The sequence below is a fragment of the Lysinibacillus zambalensis genome, from assembly GCF_040183165.1.
GTDB classification, from domain to species: Bacteria; Bacillota; Bacilli; order Bacillales_A; family Planococcaceae; genus Lysinibacillus; species Lysinibacillus zambalensis.
The window spans coordinates 172,572-187,319 of the sequence record NZ_JBEGDG010000006.1 but is presented as its reverse complement, the minus strand read 5'-3'; the positions used below and the strand labels follow the sequence as shown (position 1 = coordinate 187,319).

Annotated in this window: 12 protein-coding genes; all 12 read left to right on the top strand. The window is 38.4% G+C overall.

What is annotated here, in order from left to right:
* Window positions 1-99 precede the first annotated feature (99 nt).
* The 12 genes from ABNX05_RS10585 (at window position 100) to miaA (ending at window position 14,667) form a co-directional block, all read left to right on the top strand.
* Window positions 100-471: an ELKS/Rab6-interacting/CAST family protein gene (locus ABNX05_RS10585; protein ID WP_240518225.1), complete on the top strand. Its 372-nt coding sequence runs from the start codon at window positions 100-102 to the stop codon at window positions 469-471.
* A gap of 184 nt (window positions 472-655) precedes the next feature.
* The gene (locus tag ABNX05_RS10580; RefSeq protein ID WP_349659694.1) at window positions 656-931 is read left to right on the top strand and encodes a DeoR/GlpR family DNA-binding transcription regulator; all 276 of its coding nucleotides are present in this window, start codon (window positions 656-658) and stop codon (window positions 929-931) included.
* Complete coding sequence (locus ABNX05_RS10575) at window positions 928-1,935, top strand: histidinol phosphate phosphatase domain-containing protein (RefSeq protein ID WP_349659693.1); 1,008 nt, start codon at window positions 928-930, stop codon at window positions 1,933-1,935. The genes ABNX05_RS10580 and ABNX05_RS10575 overlap by 4 nt, the downstream gene beginning before the upstream one ends.
* Window positions 1,936-2,121: 186 nt before the next feature.
* Entirely contained in the window at window positions 2,122-3,378 is a 1,257-nt protein-coding gene (locus ABNX05_RS10570; protein ID WP_349659692.1) for a carboxylate--amine ligase, read from the top strand.
* 219 nt (window positions 3,379-3,597) lie between these two features.
* Window positions 3,598-5,142, top strand: a complete 1,545-nt coding sequence (miaB, locus tag ABNX05_RS10565) for a tRNA (N6-isopentenyl adenosine(37)-C2)-methylthiotransferase MiaB (RefSeq protein ID WP_349659691.1) — start codon at window positions 3,598-3,600, stop codon at window positions 5,140-5,142.
* Entirely contained in the window at window positions 5,143-5,580 is a 438-nt protein-coding gene (locus tag ABNX05_RS10560) for a YlbF/YmcA family competence regulator (RefSeq protein WP_349659690.1), read from the top strand.
* Window positions 5,581-5,887: 307 nt separating this feature from the next.
* Window positions 5,888-6,502 carry an outer spore coat protein CotE gene (cotE, locus tag ABNX05_RS10555; RefSeq protein ID WP_349659689.1) on the top strand — a complete coding sequence of 205 codons (615 nt, stop codon included), beginning with the start codon at window positions 5,888-5,890 and terminating at the stop codon, window positions 6,500-6,502.
* 119 nt (window positions 6,503-6,621) lie between these two features.
* Complete coding sequence (mutS, locus tag ABNX05_RS10550) at window positions 6,622-9,213, top strand: DNA mismatch repair protein MutS (RefSeq protein WP_349659688.1); 2,592 nt, start codon at window positions 6,622-6,624, stop codon at window positions 9,211-9,213.
* 14 nt (window positions 9,214-9,227) lie between these two features.
* Entirely contained in the window at window positions 9,228-11,099 is a 1,872-nt protein-coding gene (gene mutL / locus ABNX05_RS10545; RefSeq protein WP_349659687.1) for a DNA mismatch repair endonuclease MutL, read from the top strand.
* 111 nt (window positions 11,100-11,210) lie between these two features.
* Window positions 11,211-12,857 carry a glycerol-3-phosphate dehydrogenase/oxidase gene (locus tag ABNX05_RS10540; protein WP_349659686.1) on the top strand — a complete coding sequence of 549 codons (1,647 nt, stop codon included), beginning with the start codon at window positions 11,211-11,213 and terminating at the stop codon, window positions 12,855-12,857.
* A gap of 3 nt (window positions 12,858-12,860) precedes the next feature.
* Window positions 12,861-13,778, top strand: a complete 918-nt coding sequence (locus ABNX05_RS10535; protein WP_349659685.1) for an alpha/beta fold hydrolase — start codon at window positions 12,861-12,863, stop codon at window positions 13,776-13,778.
* The gene (miaA, locus tag ABNX05_RS10530) at window positions 13,765-14,667 is read left to right on the top strand and encodes a tRNA (adenosine(37)-N6)-dimethylallyltransferase MiaA (RefSeq protein WP_349659684.1); all 903 of its coding nucleotides are present in this window, start codon (window positions 13,765-13,767) and stop codon (window positions 14,665-14,667) included. Before ABNX05_RS10535 ends, miaA begins: the two co-directional genes overlap by 14 nt.
* Window positions 14,668-14,748 lie beyond the last annotated feature (81 nt).

Genomic DNA, 14,748 nt, shown 5'->3' with positions numbered 1-14,748 from the left:
CATTCTTTTTGTTTTTGGAAAAAAGGAAAAAATGGGGGGCGTGTTCGGGCAATAATATTCTAAAAAATGCTACAATAAAAGAAAAAAGAAGAGGCGATGATGCACGTGGATAACGTCATTGATTTTATTGCAAAGAAAAGAGAGCGCGAAGAAAGGCAGCGCGCGCAGGATTTAGAAAAGTATGTTGCGACACAATGTAATTTCCATCAACCAGAAAATATTGATGCACTTGTTGAAGGGAAAATGATTGAAGTCAAAGATCATACGTTGTTTTTAGGTTTTCTCTCAATATTAAAAGATGAAAAAATTGATCCACTTGATATTTTTCAAGACGTATTTACATTAGAACCTTCCCGCTTTGAAATGTCCTACAATATGAGATGGTGGTCAGTCGTGCAGCTTGCATTTACATTTTTAACAATTTTAAAGGAAAACGAGCCACATACATATGCAGATTTTCTTGGTTTATAAAAATAATCTAGAGTGTGTGCACGTCTTGCAAAGCTACATTAACGTGCGCATACAAAACTAGATTCCTTCTTATTTCCTCTAAAAACTTTTACTTTCCCCATAAATTAATTATTGTTCATAGATTTTCATAATCCCTTCATAATTTTTACTAAATATTTTACTGTCCTCCATACTTGCTTAATGTTTGTTTCTTAATATAGGTTTTATATCGTGTGGTGGTATAAGTGAAGGTATCGTATACGATTATGATTTGGATGAATCGTTAATTTCTAAAAAAATGCTTAATCACAGTAAGATGAACTTTTTACTATTGGATGCAACAAAAATAAATGGGAAGTCCTTTTATCAAATATGTCACATAGAAGAGTGCTCAGAAATTCTTTGTGATATAGCTTGTCCGTTGGAATGGCAAGCGTATGAGGAAAAGTGGACAGTATGCAATGGAGGGAAAAGCGAATGATTGATTATCATGTACATTTAGAGGAAGGCCCATATTCATTTCGTTGGCTGGAACGTACTTCTCAGGCAATTAGATTTTTTAATGAAGAAGGAGGAGCGGCAAAAGGTTCTAAAGCATTTATAGAGTTGCAAATGAAGCAGTTATCAGAGCGATTACAAAGTGGCTGCTATAGCGAGGAATGGTTAGATTTATATTTACAACAGGCAAAGCAGCTCGGTTTGCGAGAGGTTGGCATTGTCGATCATCTCTATCGTTTCAAGGAGACGCGAGCATATTTTGAGCGTTATATGCAGTTAGATGACAATGAAGTTGGTAGAGCTCAGCGTTACTGGCTTGATAGTGTGATGACAGAAAGCATGGATGATTTTGTGTCAGCTATTAATCGTGCAAAGGAAAAGTGGAGTCTGCACGGTATTTCCTTAAAGCTAGGCATCGAGGCGGATTATTTTGTCGGCGGCGAGGAGGAATTAGCAACATTACTGGAAGGATATCCGTGGGATTACGTTATCGGATCCGTCCATTTTGTAGATGGTTGGGGATTTGATAACCCTCAAACGCAATACATATTTGAGGACATGGATGCTACTACATTACAGCAGAACTATGAGCGTTTCTTTGCTACAGTCGAAAAAATGATTCACTCAAGTATGTTTGATTTTGTAGCACACTTGGATAACTTTAAAGTATTTAATTATAAAGTGGAGGACGCTATTTTTCTCGATTCTTGGTATGAAAGTATAGCCAAAGCGCTCGTTACAACAAATACTGCCACTGAATTGAATGCGGGCCTGTATTATCGTTATCCAGTAAACGAGATATGCCCTGGCCCTCGCTTCCTTCAAATATTAATGGAACAGGGAGTAGCCTTTACAGTTTCCTCAGATGCGCATTTCCCGGACGATTTAGGTAAATTTACATTTGCCAATGCAGATTTGCTTAAGAGCTTAGGTGTTCAATCTATTGTCGGCTTTGAACAGCGTGTGAAAAAATTAATTGACATATAGCATTCAGTAGTTCATAAGCATAGAGGCACTGAAACAAAAATGAGTTTTCTTATTTAATAGGAGCTTCATTTTTGTTTCAGTGTTTTTCGAATACTTTAAGAAAATTACAGACTTGTAGTATTAAGTACAGGACAAGCCGCATATAAAAGTGAATAAATTCATTTTTATCATGAGAGGCGAGTAAAATTGTCAAAAACAGTTGATCAACCCTTTTTACCAGTTATTATACAATCAGGTCAATATGCATATGGGGTAGCCCGTTCCTTTTATGAGGCGTATCGTATGAAAAGTCTTGTATTAGAGCCAGCTATGAAAACAAAAGATATTCGAACGCTCTTACTAGGTGGGGCGCTAGGAATAGCGACTCAAAATAGTGATATTCTGGATTTTCAATATGTGGACCGTTTAGATGAACCAGATTATTTTGTACAAGCTTTAATAGAAGTGGCGATGCAGTTCAAACATAAAAAATTAATCCTTCTTGTATGTGATTGTACTTATGCGGAGCTGATCATTATTAATAAACAGACACTACAACATTATTTTATTTTGCCTTATTTAGATGAGGATGTAATGAAGCGGGTTCAAACAAAGGAAGAATTTTATAAGCAATGTGATTTATACAATTTAAAATATCCCAAAACGATTGTATTGACAAAGGCACATCGTGTAACAAGTGAAATACCCTTCGATTATCCGATAATCATCAAGCCTTCGAATTTCGTTGAATATACGCGTTGTTCCTTCCCTGAGAAGAAAAAAGTATTTCTTGTAAAAAATGAAGAAGAGAAGCGGCATATTATTAAAAGCATTTATCGCTCTTCCTATAAAGATTCTTTAATTCTTCAAGAGTTTATTCCAGGTGATGATTCTTATATTCGGGTATTAGACGTTTACGTAGGGAAGGACAAGAAGGTTAAACTGATGTGTTTAGGGAACAAGCTCCTTGAAGATCCATCACCACAAAATATTGGAATCTCCTTGGCGATTATGACAGATTTCGATAAACAGCTTATGGACAACTTGCGCTATTTTTTGGAGGGCATTGGCTATAGTGGTTTTGCGAATTTTGATATGAAACTAGATGTTCGTGACGGGGAATTTAAAATATTTGAAATGAACTTACGATCCGGTGCCTCAAGCTATTACGTGACAGCAAGTGGTCATAACTTAATGCAGTGTGTTGCTAATGATTATGTATTCAATGTGCATCAAGAGCTAACGTATGTACAGACGAGGCATTTGTGGTCACTCGTTCCAAAAAGATTGTTATTTAAAGGCTTGAAAAATGTAAAACTGAAAATAGAAGCTAAGCAATTAATAAAACAGGACAAGTATTCGAATGCTCTATATTTTAAAGAGGATATGAATGTAAAGCGTTGGGTAAAGCTTAAACTATATAATTTTTATTTAAATCTAAAATATAAAAAGTACTACAAATAAGCTCAAGATAAGGACCGAACATTTAATGTGGATTCCTATTATTGTGGAGTTCTAAAAGAAGCAAAGCGGTGTTGGGAAAACTCAGCAAACTACGTGTAATTAAGTCTAAACCGCGACATTTAGTACACAAGCCTTGTAGGATGTTGCAATTATTCAGTATAATAGTAAAACGGGATTTCAAATGTATGGAATTCGTTTGAAAGGAGTTACCTGATTGCAATGAATGAAGAACAACGCTTAGCTAATCAACAAGTCAATCAACCAAAAAAAGAAGACAAGCCTGAAAAGGATTATAGTAAATATTTTGAAACGGTCTTTACGGCACCTTCATTAAAAGATGCTAAAAAACGTGGGAAAGAAGATGTTAAGTACCATAAAGACTTTAACATTGCAGAAGAGTTTGCAGGTATGGGGACAGGGCGTACTTTCTATATTCGTACGTATGGCTGCCAAATGAATGAGCATGATACGGAAGTTATGGCTGGGATTTTTATGCAGCTAGGATATACGCCTACAGATATAATTGACGAAGCTGACGTCGTATTATTGAATACGTGTGCCATCCGTGAAAATGCAGAAAATAAAGTATTTGGAGAACTTGGCTTTCTGTTAAAATATAAACGTAAAAATCCAGAAATGTTGATCGGGGTTTGTGGCTGTATGTCACAGGAAGAATCCGTCGTCAATAAAATTTTAAGAAGTTATCCGCATGTCGATATGGTGTTTGGTACACATAATATTCACCGTTTACCGAACATTTTAAAAGAAGCATATATGTCTAAGGAAATGGTCATTGAGGTTTGGTCTAAAGAAGGCGATGTAATTGAAAATCTGCCGAAAAAACGTCTTGGCTCCATTAAAGCTTGGGTAAATATTATGTACGGCTGTGATAAATTCTGTACGTATTGTATTGTACCTTATACGCGTGGTAAGGAACGTAGTCGCCGTCCAGAAGAAATCATTGCTGAAGTTCGTGAACTAGCGGCTGCAGGTTATAAAGAAATTATGCTTTTAGGACAAAATGTCAACGCTTACGGTAAGGATTTTGAGGATATTGAATATCGACTTGGTGATTTGATGGATGAATTACGAAAAATCGATATCCCGCGTATTCGATTTACAACGAGTCATCCACGTGACTTCGATGATCATTTAATCGAAGTACTTGCAAAACGTGGTAACTTAGTTGAGCATATTCACTTACCAGTACAATCTGGTTCAAATGATGTGCTAAAAATTATGGCGCGTAAATATACACGTGAGCATTTCCTTGGATTAGTAGCGAAAATTAAAGCGGCTATTCCGGAAGTAACACTAACGACTGATATTATCGTAGGTTATCCTAACGAAACTGAAGAACAATTTGAGGAGACATTATCCTTGTACCGTGAAGTAGGTTTTGAAATGGCCTTTACTTATATTTATTCTCCTCGTGAGGGTACACCTGCTGCCAAAATGGTGGATAATGTACCTGAAGAAGTGAAAAAAGAACGTCTTCACCGATTAAATGCGGTTGTAGGGGAATACTCTCGCAAAGCATTAGAGAGCTTGAAGGGTGAAATAGTAGAAGTATTAGTCGAAGGAACGAGTAAAAAACGTGATGATGTGTTAGCTGGATACACGCGTAAAAACCGTCTTGTAAACTTTAAAGCCCCAGCAGATCTAATTGGTCAATTAGTGAAAGTAAAAATAGTTGAAGCTACTTCATATTCACTAAGTGGTGAATTTGTAGAAGTAGTAAAAAATGAAAAGGTGGAAGCGTAAATGACACAAGTATTATATACAAAAGAAGATTTAATCAAGAAGTCACATGAAATTGCGCATATGATTGCCAATACGCCAGAAGTTGAATTTTTCAAAAAGGCAGAAGCACAAATTAATGAAAACCAACAAGTACGTGAGCGTATTGCAAGTTTAAAAAGCCTACAAAAGCAAGCTGTTAATTTCCAACACTTAGGAAAAGAAAAAGCGCTTAAATTAATTGAAGATAAAATCGAAAAAATCGAAGAAGAAATCAACGCCATCCCAGTAGTTCAACAATTTAAAGAATCTCAGGGGGATGTAAATGATTTATTACAACTAGTGTCAAACACAATTGCGAACAATGTTACAAATGAGATTGTTCGATCAACGGGTGGGGATTTACTTCGTGGTGAAACTGGCTCATACGTAGCAAATACAACACCAGGCAGCTGCTCATAAAAATAATAGAAGAAATAGCTCGAATGAATGCTTTCATTCGAGCTTTACTATTGTTAAAAAGTTATTGTGTCAATGAAATGAAGATGCTTGTTCAATAGTATGTCTCTTCAGCAAAACGAGGGGTTGATTTCCGTTCCGACTGGGCGCTTTGTTGTTGCTGTCGCTACGCTTTCGCACAGGGCAAAGCTTCAATATTCATAGATATTAGCGTGTTTCTGACAACATACTATGTAAAATGAATTTAATTCTTAATTCGATTCTATAAAAATATATGTTCACCCAATAGGCGCTACCTGCATATGATGGAGTGAAAAGAGTCGAAGGAGGAATTGCGCTGAAACGTTTACGACAAATCGTGACGAGAGCAGTAGTTGCCAAGGGGAAGAAGAGAACAGAAGAACGTGTAACATTATGTCCATCAAATAAGCCGACAAGCATTCTCGGTTGCTGGGTTATTAATCATACTTGCTCCGCGAAAAAAGTCGGTAAATTTGTAGAAGTATCAGGGAAGTTTGATGTCAATGTATGGTATGCCTATAGTAATCATTCGAAAACAGCAGTGTTTTCTGAAACGGTGCACTATAAAGACAAAGTGAAGCTTTCATTTAGAGAAGGCGAAGTAAGTGTTGGTGATGATGTACGTGTACGTGTCATTCAAGAGCCAAACTGCATAGAGGCAATCATTTCTCCATGCGGTACGAAATTTGAAATCTTAGTAGAACGTGAAGTCGTTGTAGAGGTAATGGGAGAAACGACGATTTGTATTAGTGTACATCCACTAGATTTCGAAGAAGAATGGAACTTTGAAGAGAGCTCATCTTCGTCTTCATCTAGCTCCAGTTCCAGCTCATCGTCTAGCTCTAGTGAAGAAGGTAGGTTTGTTTTAGAGTCCTCATCGTTTCCTGATGAACGACCAAGATAATATTGAAGATTTAATACATGCGAAGCGCTAGAATCTTAAAAAAGGTGAATTAAGCGTTTCGCATGTATCTTTTGTTATAATAAAAATATCTATATGGTTAGAGCGAGGGAATTATTAAAATGACAACATATACACCAATGATGCAACAGTATTTGCAGGTAAAGGAAGATTACAAGGATGCCTTTTTATTTTTTAGATTAGGCGACTTTTACGAGATGTTTTTTGAGGATGCTATTAATGCCTCACAACTGTTAGAAATTACATTAACGAGCCGAGATGCTGGTGCAAAAGAGCGAATTCCAATGTGTGGTGTTCCACATCATTCGGCAAAAAATTATATTGAAACACTTGTGCAAAAGGGCTATAAGGTTGCAGTTTGTGAGCAAACAGAAGATCCGAAGCAAGCAAAAGGTGTAGTGAAGCGTGAAGTCGTACAACTTATTACACCGGGTACGATTATGGAAGGTAAGTCGCTCGATGGTAAATCTAATCATTTTATTGGCGCAGCGGAGCAATTTGATGATACGACATTTGGCTACGCTTATTTAGACTTATCTACAGGTGAAGCAGTAGCCTCCTCTATTGAGGGCGACGGTAAAGCGCTTTTAATGCAAATGCAGGCATACGGAATTCGCGAATTAATTGTCACAGAAAATTTGCAACTGCTATTAGCAGAGCATGCAGTCAATGTCGGTATCGTCCTTTCTATTGAAACAGATGAAATGACGTTGGCTAAAGCTGCACATTATGTAGAAGCGGTGCCGAATGATTTACAAATTGCTTGCCTTCGTTTACTTCATTATATCGATAAAACACAAATGCGTTCATTATCACATATTCAAACATTTACGTATAATGAAATGAAAAATTATTTACGAATTGACTCTAGCTCTAAGCGTAATTTAGAGCTAATTCAATCTATTCGCGGCGGCGATCAAAAGGGCACGCTTTTATGGTTGTTAGATGACACCGTGACTGCAATGGGCGGGCGAAAATTAAAGCAATGGTTACACCAACCTCTTGCTTCACGTTCTGCCATTGAAGCGAGACTAGCGAATGTCACGGATTTGTTAGAGGAGTATTTTGTAAGAACAGAGCTTCAAGCCTCTTTAAAACAAGTATACGATTTAGAGCGTTTAGCTGGACGTGTAGCTTTTGGTAATGTAGGTGGACGTGATTTAGCACAGCTACGTGATTCATTGCGTCAAGTACCTGTAATTCAGCAGCAATTACGTGGTGCTAATAAGGAAACATTGCAAAAGCTAGGTGTAGCACTTGATACGTGTGAGGATGTAGAGGCACTTTTAGCCCGTGCAATTACGGACAACCCACCAATTACGATTAAAGAGGGTGACGTCATTCGCGATGGCTATAATGAGCGTTTAGACGAGCTACGCTATGCCTCGCGGAATGGGAAAGATTGGATTGCACAGCTAGAGCAAGAGGAACGGGCGAAAACAGGCATTAAAAACTTGAAAATCGGCTACAATCGAATTTTCGGTTATTATATTGAAATTACGAAATCTAATATCCATTTAGCTGATTTAACTCGCTATGAACGTAAGCAAACTTTGGCAAATGCTGAACGTTATATTACGCAAGAGCTTAAGGAAAAAGAAGCATTAATTTTAAATGCGGAGGAAGAAAGTTTAACGTTAGAATATAATTTGTTTGTGGAAATACGTGATGAATTAAAGGCGTTTATTCCACGTGTACAAGCATTAGCGGCAAGCATTAGTGAGCTGGATGTACTAGTAAGTTTTGCGAGTGTTTCAGAGAAGTATCGTTTTACGAAGCCTGAGTTTCATGAAGGGCGTGCGCTAGAAATTATTGAAGGGCGCCATCCAGTTGTTGAGAAAATGCTCAATAAGCAAATGTATGTACCAAACGATTGTGTTCTTGAGGATAATAACAATATGATGCTGATTACAGGTCCGAATATGTCCGGTAAAAGTACGTATATGCGTCAAGTTGCACTAATTGTTGTGATGGCACAAATGGGCTGTTATGTGCCTGCTGAAAAAGCTAGATTACCAATTACAGATCAGATTTTTACACGCATTGGTGCCGCAGATGATTTAGCAGCGGGACAATCAACCTTTATGGTGGAGATGTTAGAATCTCAGCATGCTATTACGCATGCTACAAAAAATAGTTTAATGCTATTTGATGAAATTGGTCGCGGGACATCTACTTATGATGGGATGAGTCTTGCTCAATCTATGATGGAATACATCCATGATAAAATTGGAGCAAACACACTGTTCTCAACTCACTATCATGAATTAACGGCACTTGAAAAGGAGCTTCCTCGACTGCAAAATGTACATGTATCTGCTACTGAAAAAAATGGCACGGTTGTCTTTTTGCATAAGGTGAAAAAGGGGGCTGCTGATAAATCTTACGGGATTCATGTAGCACAGCTTGCCCAATTACCAGAGGAAATTTTAACAAGAGCACAAGTACTGCTTGAAAACTTCGAGGCGGGACGCGAGGCAGGACACGAAGCCGAAAACGAAGCAGCAGTAGTACAGGAAGTTGATGAAAAGACAATGCAAATGTCCCTATTTACAGAGGAAGAACCAATTTCTCCTGCAGAATCTGAGGTGCTTAAAAACCTAGAAAAAGTAAATATTCTAGGCACTTCACCAATGCAAGCGATGAATATTTTATATGAATTACAGCAACAACTAGTAAATGCAAAAAAGTAAAGGAGTGATGCGCTATGGGAAAAATACAAATTATGGACGAGTGGCTGTCCAATAAAATCGCGGCAGGGGAAGTAGTAGAAAGACCGGCCTCTGTAGTTAAAGAGCTTGTTGAAAATGCCATTGATGCAGGAAGTACGTCCATTGATGTTTTTTTACTAGAAGCGGGCCTCACTTCAATTCAGGTCATTGATAATGGTAGTGGTATGGACGAAGAGGATGCATTAATATCATTCTCTCGTCATGCGACAAGTAAAATTCATCAGGAGCATGATTTATTTCGAATTCGTACACTTGGCTTCCGGGGTGAGGCATTAGCTTCCATTGCATCAGTGTCAAAAATGACACTGATTACATCAAATGGTGAATCAGGAACGTATTTAGAGCTTGAGGGTGGGCATATCGCCACACATAAACCTGGCCCTTTGCGTAAGGGAACAGATCTTACAATAGCCCAGCTATTTTTCAATACACCCGCTCGATTAAAATATATGAAAACAATACAAACCGAGCTTGGACATACAATTGATCTAATGAACCGCCTTGCGCTCGGAAATCCACAAATTGCGTTTAGATTGCTGCATAACGGCCAGCAATTGTTACAAACAAATGGACGAGGGGATGTTCAGCAAGTATTAGCGGCCATTTACGGTGTGCATAATGCTAAGAAAATGGTGGCATTCAGTGGAGAATCACAGGATTATAAAATTTCTGGCTTTGTATCACTACCTGAGGTGACTCGTGCCTCGAAAAACTATATGTCGTTATTTGTGAATGGTCGCTGGGTGAAGCATTATTTAATACAAAAAGCGATTGTAGATGCTTATCATACGTATTTGCCCATTGAACGTTTTCCGATTGTAGCGCTCTTTATAGAGGGAGATCCTTATTTAACAGATGTCAATGTTCATCCTGCCAAGCATCAAATACGTTTAAGTAAGGAGCCTGAGCTTCTTAAGCTAATTGAGGAAACGATACGAGAGGAAATCCGCCATGTTATTCGAGTACCGCAAATGGAGAAGAAGGAGAAAGTGGCAAAGTCTGAGACGGAGCAGTTAAATATTTGGAAACCTGCACCGAAGCTTAATGTGGAGAAAATGAATGCTATTGTAGAAAAGCTTTATGATGTACAAACTGTTCAGGAATCCAACACATTAGATCCGATAGTGCCACAATCTGAATCCGTCCCTACTGCTATTGAAGATAGCTGGCAACCGACACCAGTGATGGAAGTGAATCGTCCTGAAGAAGAAGTGACGCTAGAAGAGCCAATGGAAGTTTTGGAGGATGAGCCTACGAAGGAACCATTCCCTGCACTTGAAGTGGTAGGGCAAATTCACGGCACATATATTGTTGCGCAAATGGAGGATGGCTTTTATTTAATTGATCAGCACGCAGCTCAGGAACGTATTAAATATGAATTTTTCCGTGAAAAGGTCGGTCAGGTGAACCCAAATGAGCGTCAGGCTTTATTGCTGCCATTGACTTTCCATTATGCTGCTGACGAGGCTCTTATTTTAAGAGAAAATCGACAGGAGTTAGAAGCTGTAGGCGTATTTTTAGAGGAATTTGGGCAGGCATCATTTGTCGTGAGAGAGCATCCGAGCTGGTTCCCTAAAGGGGAAGAACAGGAAATTATTGAGGACTTAATTGAACAAGTGTTGACAACTAAAAAAGCGGACGTCAAAAAACTACGTGAAGCGGCAGCGATTATGATGAGCTGTAAAAAGTCGATAAAGGCCAATTATTATTTAACGAAAGAGCAAATGGAAGTGTTATTGCGAGATTTACGCAATGCCGACAATCCATTTACATGTCCGCACGGACGTCCAGTACTTATTCATTTTACATCTTATGAAGTGGAAAAAATGTTTAAACGGGTAATGTAATTGAAGTGGAATTAGAATTTCTATGCTTAACATTATTGTTAGTTATATAGGATGGCATATTTAGTAGAAGTTACACGTATTTTCAATTTATAGCAAATGGGGGAGAAAGGTATGTTTTCATTTGAGCATCGTCCTAAAATTATGCATTTTTTAGAGCAATATAGCTTTGACGTTTTAGTCATTGGTGGAGGCATTACTGGTGCTGGCATAGCACTTGATGCAGCCTCGAGGGGGTTATCAGTCGCTTTGATTGAGAAGCAGGATTTTTCTGCTGGCACATCAAGCCGTTCAACAAAGCTTATTCATGGTGGACTTCGTTATTTAAAGCAACTTGAAGTAGGTGTAGTAGCCGAGGTTGGGCGTGAGCGTGAAATTGTTTATGACAATGCTGTTCACGTGACAACGCCTGAAAAGATGTTACTACCATTATATAAGAAAGGCTCACTTGGACCTTTTACAACATCAATGGCACTGAAGGTATATGATCGATTAGCAGGTGTTAAAAAGCATGAACGCAGAACAATGTTAAACGCTCAAGAAACGGCAGAGCTAGAGCCTTTACTCAATCAAGATGAGCTTATTGGTGGTGGCTATTACGTTGAATATCGTACAGATGATGCCCGTCTAACAATTGAAGTGTTGAAAAAAGCTGTGGAATACGGGGCACTTTGTTTAAATTATGCGGAAATGACAGGGTTTTTATATGAGAAGAAAAAGCTTGTTGGAGCACAAGTGACGGATCATGTTACAGGGAAAACAATGGAAGTGCATGCTGCGCAAATCGTCAATGCAACTGGACCTTGGGTGGACGAGGTTCGCCAAAAGGATAAAGTAGCAGACAAAAAACAATTACGTCTCACAAAAGGAGTTCATATTGTCCTTGATCAAAAGGATTTTCCATTACAGCAAGCCGTGTACTTTGATATAGTGGATGGGCGTATGGCCTTTGCAATTCCACGTGATGGTAAAACGTATGTAGGAACAACAGATACAGTTTACGAGGGAGACCCTACACATCCGGTCGCTACCCAGGAGGACGTTGATTATTTAATTGTAGCTGCAAAAACAGTGTTTCCAACTGCAAATATTTCAAGAGATACGGTTGAATCGTCGTGGGCAGGTGTGCGTCCACTTATTTATGAAAAAGGCAAGAATCCATCCGAAATTTCACGCAAAGATGAGATATGGACGGCTCCAAGTGGGCTAATAACAATTGCTGGTGGAAAATTAACGGGTTACCGTCAAATGGCAGAAACAATCGTTGATAAAATTGTGAAAATCCATAAATATAAGCACGCAAGTCCATGTGTGACACGTGAGTTATCACTTTCCGGTGCAAAGGGCATTAATGCCATTAATTTCCCTGATTATAGTTCTTATAAAGCTAAAGAGGGCGTTCAGTATGGCCTTAATTATGATGAAGCAAAACAGCTTGTACAAAAATATGGGACAAATGTTGACGCATTATATAACCAGGTGAAATATTTACATGAGCATGGAAGTACGATGCCTTTAGTTTTACATGCCATGTTACTTTATGGCATAGAAGCAGAAATGGTGTATACGCCAAGTGATTTCTTTATTCGTCGAACAGGCTTATTATACTTCGATATTGATGCAGTAAAACGTTATAAACAGCAGGTCATTCAAGTTATGCAACAACATTTTCACTATACAGAGTCACAAAGAAATACTTATGTAGCTCAACTAGAGCAAGCTATTTTAGATGCAACAAATTTTGCAGAGGAAGGAGTGTAAGCAATGGAGCGTTATATTGAAATGTCAGATGGTCATTTTCTGTTTACACGAACATTAAAGCCATCAAATCCATGTATTGGTCATATTCATATATTGCATGGGATGGCGGAGCATAGTGGACGTTATGTGACATTTGCCAATAGCCTAAACGAAGCGGGCTACGCAGTGACAATGCATGATCATCGAGGGCATGGAGAAACAGCTGCTTATAATGGCACATTAGGTTTTTTTGCTGAACAAAATGGGTTTGATCGTGTCGTAGAGGATGCGCATGAAGTAGTAACATTTTTGCATGAACAATTTGCTGATGTACCATTAATTATATTTGGTCATAGTATGGGATCGTTCATTACTAGAAGATATATACAATTGTACAGCGATCAAGTGGATCATGTGATTCTATGTGGAACAGGGAATGTTACAGCATTGCATACGATGGGGAATTTAGTAGCGAAAGTATTAGCCAAACAGCTTGGTAAAGAGACAGAGAGCAAGTTATTAAATAAGCTGAGCTTTGGTAGCTTTAATAAACAGTTCCCGAATTCGAAGACTGCTTATGATTGGATATGTTCAGTAGAGGACGAAGTGGAAAAATATATAGATGATCCGTATTGCGGCTTTATCCCAACAAATCAATTTTTTGTCGATTTAACAACAGGTTTCAGGTCGTTAAATCGAAAAAGTGAAATAGCAAAGGTAAAGAAGGACTTACCGATATTATTGATAAGTGGTAGCAAAGATCCAGTAGGAGAACAAGGTCAAGGTGTGTACGCTGTTGCAGAACAATTTACAGAAGCAGGCATACAGGACGTGACGGTCTACTTATTTGAGGATAAGCGCCATGAAATCCTAAATGAGGATAATCGAGAGGCAGTCTATCAAGTTTTATTACGGTGGTTAGAAAAATATGATACAAAATAAAATACAACAGGCAGAGGTCGTAGCAATCGTAGGACCTACAGCATCTGGGAAAACAGCACTAAGCATTGAGTTAGCGAAAAAATATAATGGAGAAATCATCAACGGTGACTCCATGCAAATCTATCGAGATTTAGATATTGGTACAGCTAAAATTACGGAAGAAGAGATGGAGGGTGTACCCCATCATTTACTAAGTTTCAAAGAGCCAACAGAACCCTTTTCAGTAGCTGACTATCAAAAATTAGTACGAGCTAAAATTGCAGAAATTCAAATGCGTGGCAAGCTACCGATTATTGTAGGGGGCTCAGGTTTATATGTGCAGGCAGTACTCTTTGATTTTCAATTTACAGAGGAGCAGGTAGATGAGGTGGCACGAAAAGCCTATTATGATGAGCTGGAGAAATTAGGTCCAGAGGTGATGCATGCTAGGCTGAAAAAACTTGATCCACAAACAGCGGAGACAATTCATCCAAATAATACTCGCCGTGTCATACGTGCGTTAGAGATGATTGAGCTTAGTGGCGTCTCAAAGGCATCCGAAGAACACAATCGTGGGGAGGTTCCGCTGTACAATCATGTGATTTTAGGGCTCGGGCAAAATATGTCACGTGAAGTGCTCTATGATCGTATTAACCGTCGTGTTGATATAATGATGGAAAAAGGGCTTTTAGAAGAAGTAAAGGGCTTATGGCAGAAAGATATTCGTGGTGTGCAATCAATCCAAGCAATCGGCTACAAAGAATTATACGATTACTTAGATGGTAAATGCTCTTTAGAAGAGGCGATTGACAGCTTAAAGCAAAATTCTCGCCGCTATGCGAAAAGACAGCTAACATACTTCCGAAACAAAATGGATGTCTATTTTGTTAAAAATAACGAAAGACTTTAATTAATTTCTAAAAATTACTAATTGATAAATTGGTAGAACATGCTACTATAGGAATGAATAGGTAGAAAGAGAGTATAGGGA